We start from the raw sequence: 21,025 nt of genomic DNA, 5'->3' as shown, positions 1-21,025 counted from the left end.
GATGTCGCCCGCCACGAGCGCGACGACGTCGCCGGCGGTCAGTCCCCGGGCCGTGGACACCAGACCGAGGCCGGCACCGGTCGGGGCGCCCTCGCCGGTGCGGTCCACCAGAACGAGCACGGGCGCGTCGAGACGGCCGCCGGGAGCGGTTTCGGAGGTGATTTCACTCATGATTACTCGTCATTCCTTCCGGGTTGTTCCCGCTCACACGAGCTCGTGGTCTACCAGCCAGGCGGCCAGGTCGCGCCCGGCCTCGCCGGCGTCGGTGCGGATGATGCCTGCCTCACGGGCGGGCCGCTCGGTGAAGTCGATGACGGCGATGCTCGGCTCGCCGGCGGGCAGGCCGAGGTCGTCAAGATCCCAGACGTCCAGCGGCTTCTTGCGGGCGGCCCGCATGGCGGCGAAGTTGGGGTAGCGCGGCTCGTTGGCCTGGTCGGTGACGGACACCAGCGCGGGCAGCGGGGCGGAGAGCACCTCGCGCACGGTGCCGGCGGAACGGGTGATGGTCGCCTCATCGGCACTCACCTCCAGCGATCCGGCCAGGGTCAGCGCCGGCACGTGCAGTGCGGCCGCGAGCGCGCCCGGAAGCATGGAGGTCATGGCGTCCAGCGAAGCCATGCCGGTGATGACCAGATCCACGTCACCCGGCCCGGCCTCCGCGCCCCCGATCTTCGACACGGCCGCGGCCAGCGTGCGGGCGGTGGTAGGTACGTCGGCGCCCACCAGCGCGTCGTCGCTGACGACGACGCCGGAGTCGGCACCCATCTGCAGGGCACGGCGCACGCCGTCCTCGGCGTCTTCGGGACCCATACACAGGGCGATCACCTCGCCGCCCAGGTCCTCGACCAGGGCTACCGCGGCCTCGACGGCGTTCTCGTCCAGCTCGTTGAGGACGTCCTCCTCACCGCGGACCAGGCGCCCCTCCTCCATACGACGCTCGGACTGCACGTCAGGGACGTGCTTGATGCAGACGACTATTTTCATGCGTACAAGGTTGCCATATCACGGCGCCGTCACCGGTGAGCGCTCGGTCACCCTCACCGACGCGCCCCGCATAATCCGCGCGCCATGAGCCGCTGCAATGGTGTAGCATCCCGCGTCCCCTTGCTCAACAATAGGATTCATGTCCATGTCCTCCACGCCAGAGCCGCAACCTGCTGCCCGTGCCGACTCCGATGCCTCGGACCGCACTCGGCTGGGCGCCACGCTCACCGAGGACGGCGCCGACTTCGTGGTGGTGGCGCCGCGTGCCGACGCGGTGGACCTGTGTCTGCTGACCACCGACGCGGACGGCGCGATCACCTCCGAACGGCGCATCGGCATGCACGGCCCCGTCCGCGGCGCCTGGAGCGCGCACGTCCCCGGGGTACGCGCCGGGCAGCGCTACGGCTATCGCGCCTACGGCCCGTGGAATCCGTCGGAGGGGCTGCTGTTCAACCCCCGCAAGCTGCTGCTCGATCCTTACGCCCGCGCCATCGAAGGCGCCCCCCGCCTGGGCCCGGAGCTGTACGCGCACGCCGTCGACGCGGATCTGGCCCCCACCTATGTGCCCTTCCTGCCCTCCGAGTTGGACTCCGCCGGACACACCGCTCTCGGCGTGGTGACCGGCGAGCAGTTCCCCGTCGTCCCCGGCCCGCGTGTGCCCGAAGAGCGCACCGTCATCTACGAGACGCACGTGAAGGGCTTCACCCACTCCATGCCCGGTGTGCCCCCGGAGCTGCGCGGCACCTACGCGGGCCTGGCGCATCCGGCCGCCGTCTCCCACCTGCGCTCACTGGGCGTGACCACCGTGGAGCTGCTGCCCGTGCACGCCGCCTTCTCCGAGGCCTTCCTGCTCCAGCGCGAGCGGACCAACTACTGGGGCTACTCGACCCTGTCCTACTTCGCGCCCGAGCCCTCCTACGCCACTCGGGCGGCCCGCGAGGCCGGTCCGCAGGCCGTGCTGGACGAGTTCCGCGGCATGGTCTCAATGCTGCACGAGGCCGGCCTCGAGATCATCATGGACGTGGTCTACAACCACACCTGCGAGTCGGGCATGGACGGGCCCGCGCTGTCGCTGCGGGGCCTGGACAACCTCGAGTACTACCTGCACGCCCCCTACCGGCCCGCCCAGTACGTGGACGTCACCGGCACCGGCAACACGGTGGACTTCCGCTCCACCCGGGCGGTGCAGCTGGTACTGGACTCGCTGCGCTACTGGGCGGGCGACGTCGGCATCGACGGCTTCCGCTTCGACCTGGCGGTGACCCTGGGACGGGATGCCTCCGAGTTCCAGTCGCGCCATCCGCTGCTGATCGCCATGGCCACCGACCCGGTGCTGCAGAACACCAAGCTGATCGCCGAGCCCTGGGACATCGGCCCGGGCGGCTGGCGCACGGGCGAGTTCCCGGCGCCCTTCCACGACTGGAATGACCGCTACCGCGGCACGGTGCGCTCCTTCTGGCTGCACGACGCCTCCGAGATGTCCAAGGGGCGCCCCGGCAACGACCTGCGGGACCTGGCCACGCGCCTGAGCGGCAGCGCCGACATGTTCAGCTACGGCGAGTACCCGGGCGGGCGGGGCCCGCTGGCGTCGATCAACTTCGTCACCGCCCACGACGGCTTCACCCTGCGCGACCTGGTCAGCTACGACTACAAGCACAACCTGGCCAACGGCGAGGACAACCGCGACGGCACCGACGACAACCGCTCCTGGAACCACGGCTTCGAGGGGCCGCTGCCGGAGGGCATGGGCGGAGGCCCCATCGAGATTCTGCGCCGCCGCTCCTCCCGCAACGTGTTGGGCACCCTGCTGGTCTCCGCCGGCACGCCCATGCTGCTGGGCGGAGACGAGATGGGGCGCACCCAGGACGGCAACAACAACTCCTACTGCCAGGACTCGCCGATCTCCTGGTACGACTGGAACCTGACCACCTGGCAGCGGGACCTGATCGCCACCACCCACTTCCTGATCAACCTGCGCGACCAGCACCCGGTGCTGCGCCCGACCGCCTTCGCCAGCGGCTCCACGGCCGACGGGGACGTCCTGCCGGACCTGTCCTGGTTCCGCGCCAACGCCGACCCGATGGACGTGGCCGCCTGGCACGACCCGTGGACGCGCGTGGTGCAGATGCTCCGTTCGGGCACCCCCATGGGTGACGCCGACCTGCTGCTGGTCATCAACGGCTCCCTCGGCCAGGAGGACGTCACGCTCCCCGACGGACGCGGCACCGACTGGCACCTGATGTGGGACTCCACGTGGGCGGTGCCGCGCCCGCACACCTCCGCCTTCGCCCTGGCCCACCGGGTCGGCCGGGGGCCGGCGGCCCGCGCCCGCGCCCGCGCCTCGCGCACCGGTGCGACGGACTGCCGGCAGGACCGGCCCGGGGACACCACCACGCTGGATGCGCTTTCCCTGCGCATCTACCTGTCCGGGGAGAAGCTGGTCTGCCTGCCGGAGGAGTAGGCGGGCTGCTCCCCTGTGTCTCCGCCGCGCAACCGCCGCCGCGGCCGCGTTTTGCCCGACGGCCGCCGGAGACACGATTCCGGCCCGCTCGGCATCGCCCCTTAGGATGTCCGCCATGACGCAGCACGAAATGACCACCACCAGCCCCTCCAGCAACTCCCAGGGGGCTGCGGACGCCGGTGAGGTCCTTTCCCGCTCCACCGACGCCGCCTCGCTGGCCCGCTCGGTGGCCCGCAGCGCCGAGATCGAGGCCGATCTGGACGTCAATCCCGGCCGCTACCGGATGCTCACGGGTGTGCGTCCCACGGGCAACATGCACCTGGGCCACTACTTCGGCACCATGCACTCCTGGAAGGGCATCCAGGACCGGGGCGTGGACACGTGGATTCTGGTGGCCGACTACCAGGTGATCACCGACCGCGACGGCGTGGGCCCGATCCGTGAGCGCGTGCTGTCGCTGGTGGCAGACTCCCTGGCGGTCGGGGTGGACCCGCGCAGGTCCACGATCTTCGCTCACTCGGCCGTCCCGGCCGCCAACCAACTGATGCTGCCGTTCCTGTCGCTGGTCACCGAGTCCGAGCTGCACCGCAACCCCACGGTCAAGGCCGAGCTGGAGGCCACCGACGGGCGCGCCATGTCCGGGCTGATGCTCACCTACCCGGTGCACCAGGCCGCCGACATCCTGTTCTGCCAGGCCAACCTGGTGCCGGTGGGCAAGGACCAGCTGCCTCACTTGGAGCAGGCCCGGCTGATCGCCCAGCGCTTCGACAAGCGCTATGGGCGGGCCGTCAAGGAGCACCCGGTCTTCCGCCGTCCGGAGGCGCTGCTCTCCGAGGCGCCGCTGCTGTTGGGCCTGGACGGGGAGAAGATGAGCAAGTCGCGTCACAACACCATCGAGCTGCGCATGAGTGCGGACGAGACCGCCAAGGCGCTCAAGAAGGCCAAGACCGACTCCGACCGTCACATCACCTACGATCCCGAGGGCCGCCCGGAGGTGGCGAATCTGCTGACGCTGGCCTCCCTGTGCGGGGCCGGGGAGCCGCAATCGCTGGCCGAGCAGATCGGCGACGGCGGCGCCGGCACGCTCAAGCGGATCACCACCGAGGCGGTCAACGAGTTCTTCGCCCCCATCCGTGCCCGCCGCGCCGAGCTGGCCGCCAACGAGGACTACCTGCTGCAGGTCCTGGCCGACGGCAACGCCAAGGCCAATGCGGTGGCCGAGCAGACCCTCGACGCGGTGCGCACCGCCATGCACATGAACTACTGAGCCGGGAAGAAGGGCAACCATGAGCGGCCGGAGCCGATCCAGTTCACGCGTGGTGCGGCATGTGCTGGCCACTTGTGCAGTAGCGGCCGGTGTCTGCGTCGTCGCCGCCGCGACCGGCCACGGCGGAAATGCCCCGCTGATCCTGCTGGCCGCTCCCGTCGTCGGCGCCACCGGTGGCCTGGCGGCCAAGTGGGCACGAAGCAACGATCGGCGCTCGTAATCTTCCCGATGCCGCGGCGGCCCCGCGCACGCGCGCGGGCAGGTACGCTTGCGCTGTGACCCCTAACACGACGCCGCGCGCGGCGAAGACGACGCCCACCAGCCACGTAGCCCCCGCCGACCCGACGGCTCCGCCGTCCGCCCAGGTCCCACTGCCGGCCCCATACGCGCCGGTGGGCCGCATCCCGGTAACCGAGGTCTTCCCCGTCATCGAGGACGGGCGTTGGCCGGCCAAGGCGGTGCCGGACGAGGTCTTCCCGATCCGCGCCACCGTGTTCCGGGAGGGGCATGACCGCTTCGGCGCGACCGCCGTCCTGGTTCGCCCCGACGGCAGCGACGGCCCCAGCGCACGCATGTACGAGGTCGGCATCGGGCTGGACCGCTACGAGGCGCGCCTGGCCGCCGACGCCCCGGGCGACTGGGGCATCCGCGTGGAGGGCTGGTCGGACCCCTACGGCACCTGGGCGCACGACGCCGGCGTGAAGGTGCCCGCCGGCGTCGACGTCGCCCTCATGCTGGAGGAGGGCGCCCGGGTGATGGAGCGGGCGGCCGCCGTCCCGGGCCGCGATGCGGCCGACACCGAGGTGCTGCGCGCCGCCGCCGCCGCCCTGCGCGACGAGTCCGCCTCCCCCACGGACCGCCTGGCCGCCGGGCTGGCCGGGGAGGTGATGGCGGTCCTGGACCGGCTGCCGCTGCGCGACCACGTCTCCCCGTCCGCCACCTACCCGCTGCAGGTGGACCGCCGCCGCGCCCTGGCCGGCTCCTGGTACGAGATCTTCCCCCGCTCCCTGGGCGCGCACCGTGACGAGCAGGGGAACTGGCACAGCGGCACCCTGCAGACGGCCGCCCAACGGCTGGACCGGATCGCGGCCATGGGCTTCGACGTGCTGTACCTGACCCCGGTCTCCCCCATCGGCACCACCAACCGCAAGGGCCGCAACAACACGCTCAACGCCCGCCCCGACGACCCGGGCTCCCCCTACGGCATCGGCTCGCCCGACGGCGGGCACGACGCCATCAACCCTGAGCTGGGCACCTTCGAGGACTTCGACGCCCTCGTCATGCGCGCGCGCGAGCTCGGCATGGAGGTGGCCCTCGACCTGGCCCTGCAGTGCTCGCCCGACCACCCCTGGGTGACCGAGCACCCCGAGTGGTTCACCGTCCTGGCCGACGGGTCGATCGCCTACGCGGAGAACCCGCCCAAGAAGTACCAGGACATCTACCCCCTCAACTTCGACAACGACCCGGAGGGCATCTACCAGGCGATCCTCCAGGTGGTGCGCACCTGGATCAGCCACGGGGTGACGATCTTCCGGGTGGACAACCCACACACCAAGCCCCTGCCCTTCTGGCAGCGGCTGATCCGGCAGGTGCGTGCGGACAACCCTGAGGTGCTGTTCCTGGCGGAGGCCTTCACCCGCCCGGCGATGATGCGCACCCTGGCGAAGATCGGCTTCCACCAGTCCTACACCTACTTCGCCTGGCGCAACACCAAGCAGGAGCTGACGGACTACCTGGTGGAGTTGTCCCAGGAGACCGCGCACATCCTGCGCCCCACCTTCTGGCCCACCACGCACGACATCCTCACCCCCTTCATGACCAACGGGAAGGTGCCCGCCTTCAAGCTGCGGGCCGTGCTGGCCGCCACCATGTCGCCCAGCTGGGGCATTTACTCCGGCTACGAGCTGGCCGAGTCGGTACCGCGTCCCGGCTTCGAGGAGCAGATCGACAACGAGAAGTACGAGTTCAAGCAGCGTGACTTCGGGGCGGCCCGCGTCAACGGCATTGAGGATCTGCTCACCCGCCTGAACGCCGCCCGTCACGCCCACCCGGCGCTGCAGCAGCTGCGCGACGTCTGGTTCCACGCCACCAGCGACGAGTCGCTGATCGCCTACTCCAAGCGGGTGGACGCCGCCCACTCCGCCACCGGTAAGGACGACGTGGTCCTCACGATCGTCAACCTGGACCCCTACGGCGCCCGCGAGGGCGAGGTCTACCTGAACCTGGAGCAGTTGGGTCTGCCCGGCTGGGTGGATGGGTCCCGGCCGGTGCTGCGCGTCACGGACGAACTCACCGGGGACACCTACGAGTGGTCGGGGCAGAACTACGTGCGCCTGGACCCCTTCGCGGGCCGTGTCGCCCACGTCTTCTCCGTCGAGCCCCTGTGACGGCCGCGCCCATCCACCACTCAACTGCCAACCAGTAAAAGGAGCCCCGTGACCGTTCCCGGTGTTCCCGTCCTGCCCGCGCAGCCGCGGCCGGGCCTGCGCCCAGACCCGGACTGGTTCCGCACCGCGGTGTTCTATGAGGCGCTGTTGCGCTCCTTCGCGGACTCCGATGCCGACGGCGTCGGTGACTTTCGCGGCCTGACCTCCCGACTGGACTACCTGGCCTGGCTGGGTGTGGATGCGATCTGGATCCCGCCCTTCTACCCCTCGCCCATGCGCGACGGCGGCTACGACATCGCCGACTACACCGGCATCGATCCCCGCTACGGGACCATGGACGACTTCCGTGCCCTGGTGGCGTCCGCCCACGAGCGGGGCATCCGCATCGTGATCGACATGGTGCTCAACCACACCTCCGCCGCCCACCCCTGGTTCGAGGCGTCCCGCCGCGACCCGGACGGCCCTTACGGGGACTTCTATGTGTGGGCCGACGACGACTCCGGTTACGCCGATGCCCGCATCATCTTCGTGGACACCGAGCGCTCCAACTGGACCTACGACGAGGTGCGCGGTCAGTACTTCTGGCACCGCTTCTTCTCCCACCAGCCGGACCTGAACTACAACAACCCGGCCGTAGTGGCCGCGGTGCACGAGGTGGTGCGCTTCTGGGCGCGCACCGGGGTGGACGGGTTCCGCCTGGACGCCATCCCCTACCTGGTGGAGGAGGAGGGCACCAACTGTGAGAACCTGCCGGGCACCCACCGCCTGATCGCCGGGCTGCGCGAAATGCTCGACCGGGAGTTCCCCGGAACCATCACCATCGCGGAGGCCAACCAGTGGCCGGCCGACGTGGTGGCATACTTCGGCAGCCCGGACGCTCCCGAATGCACCATGTGCTTCCACTTCCCCGTCATGCCGCGCATCTTCTCCGCGCTGCGCGAGGGAACGGCCACCGCGATCCGCGACGTGCTCCGAGAGACTCCGCCGATCCCGGCGCACGGCCAGTGGGGCACCTTCCTGCGCAACCACGACGAGTTGACCCTGGAAATGGTCACCGACGCCGAACGCGAGCGCATGTACCGCTGGTATGCGCCACAGGACCGCATGCGCGCCAACGTCGGTATCCGCCGGCGCCTGGCCCCGCTGTTGGGAGACTCGCGGGCCGAGCTGGAGCTGGCGCACGTGCTGCTGCTGTCCCTGCCCGGCTCTCCCTGCCTGTACTACGGCGACGAGATCGCCATGGGCGAGAACATCTGGCTGCCCGACCGGGACGCCGTGCGCACCCCCATGCAGTGGGACCGCTCGGCGAATATGGGCTTCTCCGCCTGCGCGGACCCCGCCGCGCTCACCCTGCCGCTGATCGACGCCGACAACTACGCCGACCGCTGTGTGGCCGACGCCCTGGCGGACCCCGACTCGCTGCTGCACTTCCTGCGCCGCGTGCTGCGGGTGCGGCGCGAGCACCCGGTGCTGGGGCGCGGGGACTTCCAGCTGCGCGAAGTATCCGACCCTGCCGTCCTGGCGCATACTCGCACCGAGGACCCCGCGGCCGCCGGCCGGGAGGTTTGCCAGACGCTGGTGTGCCTGGCAAACCTGGCCGACCGCCCCGTCGAGGCGGGCGTGGAGTTGCCCGAACTGGCCGGGTGGGCCACACGCACCGTGCTGGCGACCCGCCCGCATGCCGCACCACCCGCCGTCGACACCCGGGGGAGGCTGACGGTCACATTGCCGGCGCGCGGCTACTGGTGGCTGGCCGCCGCCCCGAACCGTGAGGAGGAGAGATGAGCAACCCGATGGTTACCGGACGGGCCGCCCCGGCCTGGCCCGATGACGCCGCCCTGCTGGCGGCGCTCGCGGACTGGATGGGGCAGCGCCGTTGGTATCCGCTCAAGGGCGAGCCGGCCGGCGGGCCGCTGCGAATCGCGGGCCGCTGGGAGCTGGCCGACGGCGTGCGCGACCTGCTGGTTGCCGTACCCCGTGGAGAGGGGACGCCGGTGCTGGTGCATGTGCCACTGGTGCTTGAACCAGCCGCCGCACTGGCCGGCTTCTCCACCGCCGGGGAGGCGGCCGGCAACGAGGGCTTCGTGATGCCCGGGCCCGACGGCGAGCCGGTGGCGCTGGTGGAGGGCGCCCATCACCCGCGCTTCTGGCGTGCCTGGGCCAACTCCGCCCTGGACGCCGGCACCACCCTGGGGGACAACGGGGCGCTGGCCATCGCCGAGCGCGCCGAACGGTTGCGGGTGACCACCGGCGAGCAGTCCAACACCTCGGTGGTTATGCCCGCCCCCGGCGATGCCCCGGCGGCGGGAGACGCCGACGCCGCCACCGGAGACCTGATCGTGAAGCTGTTCCGGGTGCTCGCACCCGGCCGCAACCCGGACGTGGAGGTGTCGGTGGCGCTGGCCCGCGACGGCTGGGACCGGGTACGCACCCCGGTGGCGTGGACGACGCTGACCTGGGCCGATGCGGACGGCGCCGAGCACACCGCGGATGCGGGCGTGGCCTGCACCTTCGTACCCCGCGCAGACGACGGCTTCGAGCTGTTCTGCGCGCTCGCCGCCGCCGACGACGCCGGCCCGCAGCGCGAGCGGGCCCTGGCCCTGGCACGGGACCTGGGCGACACCACCGCCCAGATGCACACCCACCTGGCCTCCGCCCTGGGCACCACCGCGCCGCCCTCCCCCACCGAGTTGGCCGCGGCGCTGCGCGCGCGGGCCCACTGGGCGATGGACGAGGTGCCCGAGCTAGAGAGCCGGCTGCCGAGCCTGCGCGCACGCGTGGAGGCAGTGCTGGCCGAACTGGCGGCACTGGACCGGCTGGAGCCGGCTACCCGGGTACACGGCGACTACCACCTGGGTCAGGTGCTGCACGCCGTCGAGGAGGACCGCTGGTATGTACTGGACTTCGAAGGCGAGCCGCTGCGCCCGCTGGCCGAGCGCAGCCGCCCCGATCAGCCGCTGCGGGATGTGGCCGGCATGCTGCGCTCCTTCGACTACGCGGCCGAGGTTGGCCACGCCACCCACCCCGACTGGTTGGGCGCGGTGCGCGGCGCCTTCCTGGACGGCTACTGGTCCGCCGCCCCGACGTCGGCCCCCGCCCAGGCCGCCCGACCCGGCCGCCGGGAGACCACGTTGCTGAACGCCCTCGAACTCGACAAGGCCCTGTACGAGGCGGTCTATGAGGCGCGCAACCGCCCCGATTGGGTCGCCATCCCGTTGCACGGGATCAAGATGATTCTGACCACCTGACCGTTCGTGTCCCGCGCCGCCCACCCGGCGGCGTGAGACATATTCGTCCACGCCGGGTTGCACCGGTATAAAGTCCCCCCTCAGCCGGTCACCGCATGGGAGAGTGAGAACATGACCGACGTCACCAGCCCCGAGCCCGCCCCCGAATCCAACGACGCCCCGCCGCCGCAGGCCACTGGCCCCGCGCCAGTCCCCGTGGACCCCTGGGTCCTCGCGGATGTCGCCTACGGCCGCTACCACAATCCGCATGAGGTGCTTGGCGCCCATGTGGGCGCCGACGGCGTAACCATCCGCACCGTGCGCCACCTCGCCGACGCCGTCGTCGTGGTCACTCCGGAGGGTTCCTTCCCCGCCCGCCATGAGCAGGACGGCGTGTGGGTCGCCGTCGTCCCCGGGGATGAGATCCCGGACTACCGCATCGAGGTGACCTACGGGGAGGAGACCATCACCGTCGACGACCCCTACCGCTTCCTGCCGACCCTGGGTGAGATGGACACCTACCTCATCTCCGAGGGCCGCCACGAGGAGCTGTGGGAGGTGCTGGGCGCGCACCTGAAGCACTACTCCGGCACCATGGGAGATGTCGACGGCGTTGCCTTCGCGGTGTGGGCGCCCAACGCGCGGGCCGTGCGCGTGGTGGGCGACTTCAACTACTGGGACGGCACCGCCTCCGCCATGCGCTCCCTGGGCGCCTCCGGCGTGTGGGAGCTGTTCATTCCCGGCGTGGGCGTGGGCGCCCGCTACAAGTTCGAGCTGTGCTTCCAGGACGGCTCCTGGCACCAGAAGGCCGACCCCATGGCGCGCGCCACCGAGGTGCCGCCCGCCACCGCCTCCGTGGTCACCGACCGCTTCCACGAGTGGAACGACGAGGAGTGGATGTCCCACCGTGCGGTCACCGACCCGCACTCCGGACCGATGAGCGTGTACGAGGTGCACATCGGCTCCTGGCGGCAGGGCCTGGGCTACCGGGGCCTGGCCGACGAGCTGGTGCCCTACGTCAAGGACGCCGGCTTCACCCACGTGGAGTTCATGCCCGTGGCCGAGCACCCCTTCGGGGGCTCCTGGGGCTACCAGGTCTCCGGCTACTACGCCCCGACCGCCCGCTTCGGCACCCCGGATGACTTCCGCTACCTGGTGGACCAGCTCCACCAGGCCGGCATCGGCGTCATCCTGGACTGGGTGCCCGCCCACTTCCCCAAGGACGAGTGGGCGCTGGCGCGCTTCGACGGCACCGCCCTGTATGAGGACCCGGACCCGCAGCGCGGCGAGCACCCCGACTGGGGCACCTACGTGTTCAACTTCGGCCGCAACGAGGTGCGCAACTTCCTGGTGGCCAACGCCCTTTACTGGCTGGGCGAGTTCCACGTAGACGGCCTGCGCGTGGACGCCGTCGCCTCCATGCTCTACCTGGACTACTCCCGCGAGGAGGGCCAGTGGCACCCCAACCAGTTCGGCGGCCGGGAGAACCTGGAGGCGATCAGCTTCCTGCAGGAGGCCACCGCCACCGCCTACCGGAAGAACCCCGGCACGGTCATGATCGCCGAGGAGTCCACCGCCTGGCCGGGCGTCACCGCCCCCACCGAGTACGGTGGGCTGGGCTTCGGCCTGAAGTGGAACATGGGGTGGATGAACGACACCCTGCGCTACCTGGCCGAGGAGCCCATCAACCGCCGCTACCACCACGGGGAGCTGACCTTCTCCCTGGTGTACGCATTCTCCGAACAGTTCATCCTGCCGCTGAGCCACGACGAGGTCGTGCACGGCAAGGGCTCACTGCTGTCCAAGATGCCGGGTGACGCCTGGCAGGAGTTGGCCGGTCTGCGCGCCCTGTACGCCTACCAGTGGTCCCACCCCGGCAAGCAGCTGCTGTTCATGGGGCAGGAGTTCGGGCAGGGCGCCGAGTGGAACTCGGACAACTCCCTGGACTGGTGGATCCTGGACGACCCCGGTCACACCGGGCTGCTGCGGCTCGTCAGCGATCTGAACGCCTTCTACAAGGCCTCCCCCGCCCTGTGGGCCGATGACTTCTCCCACCGGGGCTTCGAGTGGATTGAGGCCGGCGACGGCGACCACAACGTGCTGTCCTACCTGCGCAAGGGCACCGGGCCGGACGGGCGTTCGGACCTGGTGGCGGTGATCGTCAACTTCGCCGGCACCCCGCACGAGGGCTACCGGGTGGGCCTGCCCTTCGCCGGCGGCTGGGACGAGGTCATCAACACCGACGCCCCCGAGTACGGCGGCTCCGGCGTGGGCAACCTCGGGCACGTCGAGGCCGAGGAGCTGCCCTGGAACGGTCGCCCGGCCTCGGTGCAGCTGCGGGTCCCCCCGATGGGCGCCATCTTCCTGCGGCCGTCGCGGGACTGAGCCGCGAGCCGTCCCCGGGCCGAGGGCCTTGAGGCGGATGGAGGGGCCGGTGAGACATCTGGGTGTTTCACCGGCCCCTCCGGCTTACCAAGCGGCTCTTGCACTCATGGGATGTAATGCTCGGGAGGGAGGTGAACATCCAGACCGCAAAGCCTCCCGTGCCAATGCACGCCGCTGCGGCGCCGAGACGCCCGCGCACCCTGGAAATACCGCCAGTCCGGCGCGATAAGTGGCTCGTCGTGGTTCATTGGCTCTTCGTACTCGGGGCGGGGTGGGCTGACAGGTGGCGGTTTGCCGGGTGAAGGGCGATGCGTGCGGGTTCCGGTGATGCGGCGCGCCCCTTCTCCCGACGCTTCGTGCGCTGGCCTGACGGTTCGTCACTTCGCGCCGACGGTTCGGCACCTCTTGCGACGGTTCGTGGGGTAGGTGTACGAACCGTCGTCGTTCATGCAGAACCGTTGCTGCTAGGTGACGAACCGTCACTGGAACACACGAGCCGTCCACCCCGACGCCGCTCCGACGCCGCCCTCCACCGGCCCGGCATCGTCCCCGCCGGCCCGAGAACGACCTCCCGCACCCGAAAACGACCACATGGCGGGCCGGCTCGCATCGAACAAGGCCCCGAACCCGACCACCACACCACCAGCCGCGCCCGAACCACCACCCCCACAAACACGAACAGCCGGCGAATTCAGTCGTCACGCCTCTTTCGGAAGGAGCAGCATACGATGAACGCGGAACAATTGAAGCAGGCATGGGAGAGTGAAGAACGCGTCGCCCATATTCACGGTTGGGACTTTTCCCATATTCACGGCAGATACACAGAAGAAGATGACCTGCCGTGGGAGTTTCGAGAGATCGTTCAGAAGTACCGGACAGACGACATGCAGCTGCTGGACATGGATACCGGAGGCGGAGAGTTCTTACTCTCCTTCCACCACCCCAATGAGCGCACCGCGGCGATCGAGGGCTATCCCCCCAACGTGAAAGTGTGCGAAGAAGTCTTGCTGCCGCTGGGGATCGATTTCAAGGAGGGTGACGGAGAAGAGAGACTCCCCTTCCCGGATGCCAGCTTCGATATTATCACGAACCGACATGGGGCATACGACACCGCGGAACTGCGGCGCGCGCTAAGGCCGGGCGGACTATTCCTTACACAGCAGGTTGGCGCAGATAACGATCAAGAACTGGTTCAACTTCTTCTTCCCGAAATCAAGGAGGCACCATACCCCAAGCAATACCTTGACGTGAGAACATCGGAGCTCCTCGCGCAGGGATTTGAAGTGCTGGAAGGCGGGGAGGCTCGCCGACCGATACGGTTCTACGATGTGGGCGCGCTTGTCTGGTTCGCCAGGATCGTCGACTGGGAGTTTCCCGGGTTTTCTGTTGACGACTGCCTTGAACAGTTGTACGAGGCGCAAGAGCTTCTTGACAGGACCGGCGTGATCGAAGGCAGCATCCACAGGTTTTATATCGTGGCGAGGAAGACATCCTAACCAGTTCCAGTTCGTCATCCGGGGCGCTCACCTCAAGCGCCAACGCCGGGATGGTGTTGCCCTCCCCCACCTGTTCTCTCAGTGCCCAAGCTCACCGCACGTATCATCCTCAACAGCCCGACCGCGTAGCCCGCACCGTCGTCATCGCCGCCGTCCACGAGCCACCCGCTTCGTGAGGCAATGCCCACGCTCTCCGGGAGCCAGTTGGCCCTGTACCATGAGTCCGATCGCCGTATGCTGTCCTTGCTGCAAGAACCTTGCAGCGCTGTCCTGACGCCCACGTAAGGGAATAAAGATGTCGAAGATCCTCCCCACCAGCGTGTCCTCCCAGGTGCGCGCAGTCTCCGGCCGTCCAGCCGAAGCCTCCACCCCCATGGAGGTCTGGCAGGGACTGTCCGCCGCCGTTGTCGACGCCATCGCGGACGACTGGTACGCCACCGAGCAGAAGTACCGTGCCGGCAGGATGGAGCACTACTTCTCCGCCGAGTTCCTCGAGGGACGCGCCCTGCTGAACAACCTGACCAACCTGGGCCTGGTCGAGGAGGCCACCCAGGCCGTGAACGCCTTCGGGCTTAACCTCACCGATGTGCTCGAGCAGGAACCCGACGCCGCTCTGGGCAACGGCGGGCTCGGCCGTCTGGCCGCCTGTTTCCTGGACTCCTGCGCCACCCTGGACCTGCCGGTGGCCGGATACGGCATCCTTTACCGCTACGGACTGTTCAAGCAGCTGTTCGAGGACGGGTTCCAGACCGAGCATCCGGACCCCTGGATGGAGGAGGGCTACCCCTTCGTCATCCGCCGCGAGGAGGCTCAGCGCATCGTCCGCTACAACGACCTGACCGTGCGCGCCGTCCCCCACGACATGCCCATCACCGGCTACGGCACCAAGAACGTGGTCACGCTGCGCCTGTGGCGGGCTGAGCCCATGGAGGAGTTCGACTACGACGCCTTCAACTCCCAGCGCTTCACCGATGCGATCGTGGACCGTGAGCGCACCGCCGACATCTCCCGCGTGCTCTACCCCAACGACACCACCTACGAGGGCAAGGTGCTGCGAGTGCGCCAGCAGTACTTCTTCTGCTCCGCGTCCCTGCAGGAGATCGTCGACAACTACGTCACTCACCACGGCGATGACCTGAGCGGCTTTGCCGACTTCAACTCCGTCCAGCTCAACGACACCCACCCGGTGCTCGCCATCCCCGAGCTCATGCGCCTGCTTATGGATGAGCACCACCTGGGCTGGGACCAGGCCTGGGGAATCGTCACCAAGACCTTCGCCTACACCAACCACACGGTGCTGGCCGAGGCCCTGGAGACCTGGGAGATGTCCATCTTCGACCGCCTGTTCCCCCGCATCGCGGAGATCGTCCGCGAGATCGACCGCCGCTTCCGTCAGGAGATGGCCGAGCGCGGCCTGGACCAGACGCGCATCGACTACATGGCTCCGCTGTCCGGCGACAAGGTGCGCATGGCCTGGATCGCCTGCTACGCCGCCTACTCCATCAACGGCGTGGCCGCACTGCACACCGAGATCATCAAGCGCGACACGCTCAAGGAGTGGCACGACGTCTTGCCCGAGCGCTTCAACAACAAGACCAACGGTGTGACTCCGCGCCGCTGGCTACGGCAGTGCAACCCGCGCCTGTCCGCGCTGCTGGACGAGGTGGCCGGCTCCGACGCCTGGGTCAAGGACCTGTCCCTGCTGGCCGCGCACACCGACGCCGTCGACGACGCCCTGCTGGACCGCCTGGCCGAGGTCAAGCACGCCAACAAGGTGGACTTCGCGGCCTGGGTGGCCGAGCGCGAGGGCATCGAGATCAACCCCGACGCCATCTTCGACGTGCAGATCAAGCGCCTGCACGAGTACAAGCGTCAGCTGCTGAACGCGATCTACATCCTGGACCTGTACTTCCGCATGAAGGAGGACCCGTCGCTGCAGGTGCCGCCGCGCGTGTTCATCTTCGGCGCCAAGGCCGCCCCCGGCTACATCCGCGCCAAGGGCATCATCAAGCTGATCAACGCCATCGCGGAGCTCGTGAACAACGACCCGGTGATCTCCCAGACCCTGAAGGTCGTGTTCATTCACAACTACAACGTCTCCCCCGCCGAGCACATCATCCCGGCCGCCGACGTCTCCGAGCAGATCTCCATGGCCGGTAAGGAGGCCTCCGGCACCTCCAACATGAAGTTCATGATGAACGGCGCCCTGACGCTCGGTACCCTCGACGGTGCCAACGTGGAGATCCTGGACGCCGTGGGCGATGAGAACGCCTACATCTTCGGTGCCACCGAGGACGAGCTGCCGGCGCTGCGGGCCACCTACGACCCGCGTGCCACCTACGAGTCCGTCCCCGGCCTCAAGCGCGTGCTCGACGCCTTCACCGACGGCACTCTGGACGACAACGGCTCCGGCTGGTTCGCGGACCTGCGCCGCAGCCTCCTGGGTGAGGGCAACGAGCAGGCGGACGTGTACTACGTGCTGGGTGACTTCGCCGCCTATCGCGAGGCCAAGGACGCCATGGCCGTCGACTACGCCGACCAGCGCGCCTGGCAGCGCAAGGCGTGGGTGAACATCACCCGCTCCGGCCGCTTCTCCTCCGACCGCACCATCAGCGACTACGCCAAGGTGTGGGGCATCGAGCCGCAGCCGGTAGCCTGACGGCTAACCGGCTCGCACATTCCGACGACGACGGCGCCCGTCCCCTGAGAAGGGGGCGGGCGCCGTTGGCGTGTCTCTCAGGCGATACTCGAGGTGGAGAAGGCCGCCTGGAAGTCGGCGGCGAACGCGTCCACCGCCAACCCCACCTGCGGCAGCCCCAGCATGGCGTCCAACACGTCGGCACCAATAGTCGCCGTGTGGGCGCCGGCGGCGGCCGCATCGGTGACTTGCTTGACGTTCTTGAAACTGGCCGCCAGGATCCGGGTCGGCACCCCCTCACGGTCGATGTCCTGGCGCAAAGCCCGGATCACCGCATACGGGTCCACGTCCGCATTGGACATGCGGTTGACGTACGGGGCGAGGTAGTCCGCCCCGGCCGCCGTCGCCAGCAGCCCCTGCGCCGTGGAGTAGATGGCCGTCGCGGTCACGCGAGCCCCCTGGGCCTTGAGTCGGCGCATGGCCGGCAGCCCGGCCGCCGTCATCGGGATCTTGATGAGGGTGGACTCCCCGACTAGCTCGCGGATGGTGTCGGCCTCCCGCAGCATGCCCTCGGTGTCTCGGGCGACCACTTGCACGTGGAGGTCCCGGTCCCCGACCAGCTCCCGGATGGTGCGCAGATCGCGTTCGAAGTCCGTCAGGCCACCGGCCTTGAGAATAGACGGGTTCGTGGTGACCCCGATGAGGGGGAAGGTGTTCAGGGCGCGCTCCACCCGGTCCAGGCGAGCGTCGTCGATGAGAAACTGCATCTCGGTTCTCCTTCCTGATTAGTTCTGAGCCGCGGGCGATTTCAGAGGGTCTGCTCGGTGCGGGCGATGATGTCGTCCTGGGTCTGCTTGGACAGCACCACGAAGAAGGCGCTATAGCCGGCAACGCGGACGATCAGATCGCGGTGCTGCTCGGGGTGCGCCTGGGCGTCCAAAAGGACGGCGCGGTCAACCACGTTGTACTGGACGTGGAAGCCGTGGAGTCGGTTGAAGAAGGCGCGCAGCATGGCGATGAGCTTCGCCCGATCCTCGGGCCTCGCCAGGATCTGCGGGTTGACCTTCTGATTGAGTAGCACGCCGCCGGTGATGCGCTCGGTCTCCAGCTTGGAGACCGACTTGAACACGGCGGTCGGGCCGTTGACGTCGGCGCCGTGGCTCGGCGAGCAGCCCTCCGCGAGCGGCTGGCCGGCGTGACGACCGTCGGGGGTGGCCGCCGTGGAGGCGCCCTGGGGCACGTTCGCGGAGATGGACGAGGTGCCGGCGTAGTAGGTTCCGCCGATGGGGCCGCGCCCGTAGCGCGAGTTCTTGTACTTGAAGATCTCGTCGATGTCGGTTGCGTAGGCGCGCACGAGCAGGTCGTCCACGTAGTCGTCGTCGTTGCCGTACTTGGGGGCGGCGACCAGGAGCTTACGGATCCGCTCGCCCTCCTCTCCGGCGAAGTCGGACTGGAGGGCCTCCCACAGCTGGGCGCCGGTGATGGCATGGTCCTCGAACACGACCTTCTTGATGGCGGCCAGGGAGTCACCGAGGTTGGCGATGCCGACCTGGAGGCCGGAGACGAAGTCGTAGACGGCGCCGCCCTCCTTGAGGGTCTTGCCGCGGCCGATGCAGTCGTCCACCAGTCCGGAGCACAGCAGGTCGGGAACCTGGTGCTCCAGGGCGAGGTCACAGGCGGCGTCCAGCACGATGCAGTTGCGCTGGAACTCGCGGATGGTGGAGTCCCACGCGGACATGACCTGGTCGAAGGAGGTCATGTCCCGCAGGTGCCCGCAGGCCGGCGCCAGTCGGGTTCCGGAGGCGGGGTCGACGCCGTCGTTGAGCGCGACCAGGAGCGCCTTGGGGAAGTTGAGGAAGCTCATGCCGGTGCAGCGGTATCCCCAGCGGCCCGGGACGGCGACCTCGACGCAGCCGATCGCCGAGTAGTCGTGGGCGTCCTCGGGGGCCACCCCGCGTTCAATCAGCGAGGGGATGATGACCTCGTCGCTGTTGAAGGCCGGCATGCCGGTACCCAGCCGCATGAGCTCGATGGCCTCGTTCATGAAGTTGTCGCTCAGGCCGTGGTGGTAGCGCACGGTCAGGTTCGGCTGGGGCAGGTGGGTCTGCGCCACGGAGGTGATGATGAGGTAGGACAGGTGGTTGACGGCGTCCGAGCCGTCGGCGTGCTGGCCGCCGATAGTGACGTTCTGGTACAGGGGGCTGCCGGCGGAGAACCGGGTGTGGCTCCAGGAGCGGATCTTGTTGACAGTGAAGGTCTTCAGCCACAGATTGGTCAGCAGTTCGGTGGCGGAGGCATCGGTCTCACGCCCGGCCTCGAGGTCCTCACGCAGGAAGGGCCACAGGTACTGGTCCAGGCGCCCGTATGACAGGGAGTGACCATTGGACTCGATCTGCAGGGCCACGTGCACGAGCCAGATCGACTGAACGGCCTCATGGAAGGTGGTGGCCGGGTGCTCGGGAACAACCCGCAGCACGCGGGCCATCTCCCGCAGCTCGGAGCGGCGGTCCGGGGCGGTCTCGGCGGCGGCGAGCTGCTCGGCGAGGTCGGCGTAGCGGTGGGCGAAGGCGATGACGGCGTCGAAGACGACGATGAGGCTGCGGTAGAAGGGGGCCTGCTCGAGCTGCGCGGGGTCGGTCAGGTCCAAGGCATCGAGTGCTTCCTGGGCGCGCCGCTGGTAGGTGGCCAGGCCGTCTGCCAGCAGACGCCGGTAGTTGACGGCTATGTGGGCGTCCCCCGAGGTGATGTTGCCCTCGGGGTGAATGATCCCCAGGTCGTAAAAGCGCTTGGAGTCCGCGGGCATGAGGGCCAGGGCGTGCTCCTTGAGGGTGCGCCCCCGCCAGAATGGGGCGATCTCCCGCAGCGTCTGCTTCGCCTCCTCGGAGATGGTGAAGCGGTCCCCGGGGCGCTTGTCGAACTCGTCGAGCTCGTCGATCACCCAGTCCATGGCGTATTCGGGCATGATGGGGGCGGCCCGGTTGGCACTTGCCTGGTTGCCGGCCAGCCGGGAGGCGGGCTCGATGTAGATGGTCATCCGTTCGAGCACGTTCTTGAGCATGAGGGCCCGGACCATGTCGAGCGGCTGATCGGCGTTGTCCCGGTAGGTCTGCGTGGTGATGACTGCGCGTTCAACGCAGACACTGGGCTCGGTGTCCAGAATCTCCTCGCGCCAGGCGGCCATGCGTTCGGTGAGACCGCCGAAGTGGGGGCCGCCGAGGGCGGTGGGCGTGGATTGGGCAATGGTTGTCATGACGATTGTTCCTCTTCTGGCGTGCCCGTGCGGATCGCGGCCGTGGGCCTGGTGGTTGCGCCGGCGGCGGCGCTGTGGGTGGTGGTGGCGCCCGACGGCGATACGGTGACGACTCGGACGCCGGAGTCGGTCAGCGCGGTGATTTGGGCGGGGTCCCCCGCCGTGTCGGTCCATACGGTGGACACGGCCGAGGCGGGCAGCAGCGGTACGGGCCCGTGTCCGCCGAGCTTCTCGGACTCGGTGACGACGACGACGTGCTCAGCCCGCTCGGCCAGGGCCCGTACGGCGGTGGCTCGCAGGTAGTCACGTGCGGTGAATCCGTGTTCGGCGGTGAAGCCGTCGGTGCCGACGAAGAGCCGATCGACTAGGAACTGCTGCGCACACAACTCGACCATGGGGCCGACCATGACGCGTGAGTCCGGCTGTTGCTCACCGCCCAGGAGGATGACCCGCGTGGCCGGGAAGGCTCGCAGCCGATCGGCGATGAAGGCCGAGTTGGTGATGATCGTCGTGCCGGAGTGCTGGGTGGCGATCTGCTCGGCCAGCAGGGTGCAGCATGAGCCGGCCTCCACCATGACCATCTCGCCGTCGTGGACGGTGCCGGCCGCGGCCCGGGCGATGCGCGCCTTGTCCGCGTAGTGGTAGGCGAGGCGGCCGGCCGGATCGTCCGCGGAGACCAGCACGGCGAAGCCGCGCTCTCGGCGGATCAGGCCGCGCGATTCCAGAGCGTCCAGGTCCTTGCGGATGGTGACGGCGGAGACCTCGGCCAGCTGCGCGAGCTCGGTGACGGCGACGCGCCCGGCGGCGACGATCGCCTCAAGGAGGGTGGTCTGACGGCTACTCATGGGTTCCATACCCCCTTTCCTACCGTACGCAACCGTGAAGCGCTTCGTTTGAAGCGTTGACACCACAATATGCGGAAGGCGTGCT

At 69.0% G+C, this 21,025-nt stretch carries 13 protein-coding genes; 9 read left to right on the top strand and 4 right to left on the bottom strand.

All coding sequences use genetic code 11. The annotated features are described in order from the left end of the window. Positions 1-204: 204 nt before the first annotated feature. On the bottom strand, positions 205-984 hold the full coding sequence (locus BN1056_RS06215; protein ID WP_210579829.1) for an electron transfer flavoprotein subunit beta/FixA family protein: 780 nt from the start codon (positions 982-984) through the stop codon (positions 205-207). 145 nt (positions 985-1,129) lie between these two features. Between BN1056_RS06215 and glgX the strand changes: the two genes are divergently transcribed. The 9 genes from glgX to BN1056_RS06170 all read left to right on the top strand — a co-directional run bounded on the left by glgX (position 1,130) and on the right by BN1056_RS06170 (position 16,866). Continuing rightward, positions 1,130-3,445, top strand: coding sequence for a glycogen debranching protein GlgX (glgX, locus tag BN1056_RS06210; RefSeq protein WP_210579828.1), 2,316 nt, complete (start codon positions 1,130-1,132; stop codon positions 3,443-3,445). Positions 3,446-3,560: 115 nt separating this feature from the next. Further along, positions 3,561-4,712 carry a tryptophan--tRNA ligase gene (gene trpS / locus BN1056_RS06205; protein WP_083565211.1) on the top strand — a complete coding sequence of 384 codons (1,152 nt, stop codon included), beginning with the start codon at positions 3,561-3,563 and terminating at the stop codon, positions 4,710-4,712. A 19-nt stretch (positions 4,713-4,731) separates the two neighbouring features. Continuing rightward, complete coding sequence (locus tag BN1056_RS06200; RefSeq protein WP_210579827.1) at positions 4,732-4,932, top strand: hypothetical protein; 201 nt, start codon at positions 4,732-4,734, stop codon at positions 4,930-4,932. Positions 4,933-4,987: 55 nt separating this feature from the next. After that, positions 4,988-7,099 carry an alpha-1,4-glucan--maltose-1-phosphate maltosyltransferase gene (locus BN1056_RS06195; RefSeq protein ID WP_210579826.1) on the top strand — a complete coding sequence of 704 codons (2,112 nt, stop codon included), beginning with the start codon at positions 4,988-4,990 and terminating at the stop codon, positions 7,097-7,099. A 48-nt stretch (positions 7,100-7,147) separates the two neighbouring features. Then, positions 7,148-8,884, top strand: a complete 1,737-nt coding sequence (gene treS / locus BN1056_RS06190; protein WP_244671548.1) for a maltose alpha-D-glucosyltransferase — start codon at positions 7,148-7,150, stop codon at positions 8,882-8,884. Beyond that, positions 8,881-10,347 (top strand): maltokinase N-terminal cap-like domain-containing protein, encoded by a 1,467-nt coding sequence (locus BN1056_RS06185; RefSeq protein ID WP_244671547.1) that lies wholly within the window; start codon positions 8,881-8,883, stop codon positions 10,345-10,347. The genes treS and BN1056_RS06185 overlap by 4 nt, the downstream gene beginning before the upstream one ends. A 111-nt stretch (positions 10,348-10,458) precedes the next feature. Continuing rightward, complete coding sequence (glgB, locus tag BN1056_RS06180) at positions 10,459-12,711, top strand: 1,4-alpha-glucan branching protein GlgB (protein WP_244671546.1); 2,253 nt, start codon at positions 10,459-10,461, stop codon at positions 12,709-12,711. Positions 12,712-13,439: 728 nt separating this feature from the next. Next, positions 13,440-14,207 (top strand): class I SAM-dependent methyltransferase, encoded by a 768-nt coding sequence (locus BN1056_RS06175; RefSeq protein WP_210579825.1) that lies wholly within the window; start codon positions 13,440-13,442, stop codon positions 14,205-14,207. A 295-nt stretch (positions 14,208-14,502) separates the two neighbouring features. Next, positions 14,503-16,866, top strand: coding sequence for a glycogen/starch/alpha-glucan phosphorylase (locus BN1056_RS06170; protein WP_280516445.1), 2,364 nt, complete (start codon positions 14,503-14,505; stop codon positions 16,864-16,866). A gap of 77 nt (positions 16,867-16,943) precedes the next feature. On the opposite strand, the gene BN1056_RS06165 is transcribed toward BN1056_RS06170, so the two are convergent. Genes BN1056_RS06165 through BN1056_RS06155 form a run of 3 tightly spaced genes read right to left on the bottom strand, consistent with a single transcriptional unit; the run spans position 16,944 to position 20,940 of the window. Continuing rightward, positions 16,944-17,612 (bottom strand): fructose-6-phosphate aldolase, encoded by a 669-nt coding sequence (locus BN1056_RS06165; RefSeq protein ID WP_210579824.1) that lies wholly within the window; start codon positions 17,610-17,612, stop codon positions 16,944-16,946. Positions 17,613-17,653: 41 nt separating this feature from the next. Further along, positions 17,654-20,095: a glycyl radical protein gene (locus BN1056_RS06160; RefSeq protein ID WP_210579823.1), complete on the bottom strand. Its 2,442-nt coding sequence runs from the start codon at positions 20,093-20,095 to the stop codon at positions 17,654-17,656. Continuing rightward, positions 20,092-20,940 (bottom strand): DeoR/GlpR family DNA-binding transcription regulator, encoded by an 849-nt coding sequence (locus tag BN1056_RS06155; RefSeq protein WP_210579822.1) that lies wholly within the window; start codon positions 20,938-20,940, stop codon positions 20,092-20,094. The genes BN1056_RS06160 and BN1056_RS06155 overlap by 4 nt, the downstream gene beginning before the upstream one ends. Positions 20,941-21,025: the final 85 nt, after the last annotated feature.

It is taken from the genome of Actinomyces succiniciruminis (assembly GCF_900002405.1).
Taxonomy (GTDB): domain Bacteria; phylum Actinomycetota; class Actinomycetes; order Actinomycetales; family Actinomycetaceae; genus Actinomyces; species Actinomyces succiniciruminis.
The sequence above is the reverse complement of the archived record's forward strand: the minus strand, read 5'-3'. Positions and strand labels throughout refer to the sequence as shown.

What these genes read in the sequence shown, in the direction of transcription:
- glgB (WP_244671546.1), top strand. Translation starts at nt 10,459, where the DNA reads ATGACCGACGTCACCAGCCCCGAGCCCGCCCCCGAATCCAACGACGCC.
- BN1056_RS06185 (WP_244671547.1), top strand. Translation starts at nt 8,881, where the DNA reads ATGAGCAACCCGATGGTTACCGGACGGGCCGCCCCGGCCTGGCCCGAT.
- BN1056_RS06200 (WP_210579827.1), top strand. Translation starts at nt 4,732, where the DNA reads ATGAGCGGCCGGAGCCGATCCAGTTCACGCGTGGTGCGGCATGTGCTG.
- BN1056_RS06155 (WP_210579822.1), bottom strand. Translation starts at nt 20,940, where the DNA reads ATGAGTAGCCGTCAGACCACCCTCCTTGAGGCGATCGTCGCCGCCGGG.
- BN1056_RS06165 (WP_210579824.1), bottom strand. Translation starts at nt 17,612, where the DNA reads ATGCAGTTTCTCATCGACGACGCTCGCCTGGACCGGGTGGAGCGCGCC.
- BN1056_RS06160 (WP_210579823.1), bottom strand. Translation starts at nt 20,095, where the DNA reads ATGACAACCATTGCCCAATCCACGCCCACCGCCCTCGGCGGCCCCCAC.
- glgX (WP_210579828.1), top strand. Translation starts at nt 1,130, where the DNA reads ATGTCCTCCACGCCAGAGCCGCAACCTGCTGCCCGTGCCGACTCCGAT.
- trpS (WP_083565211.1), top strand. Translation starts at nt 3,561, where the DNA reads ATGACGCAGCACGAAATGACCACCACCAGCCCCTCCAGCAACTCCCAG.
- BN1056_RS06215 (WP_210579829.1), bottom strand. Translation starts at nt 984, where the DNA reads ATGAAAATAGTCGTCTGCATCAAGCACGTCCCTGACGTGCAGTCCGAG.
- BN1056_RS06170 (WP_280516445.1), top strand. Translation starts at nt 14,503, where the DNA reads ATGTCGAAGATCCTCCCCACCAGCGTGTCCTCCCAGGTGCGCGCAGTC.
- BN1056_RS06175 (WP_210579825.1), top strand. Translation starts at nt 13,440, where the DNA reads ATGAACGCGGAACAATTGAAGCAGGCATGGGAGAGTGAAGAACGCGTC.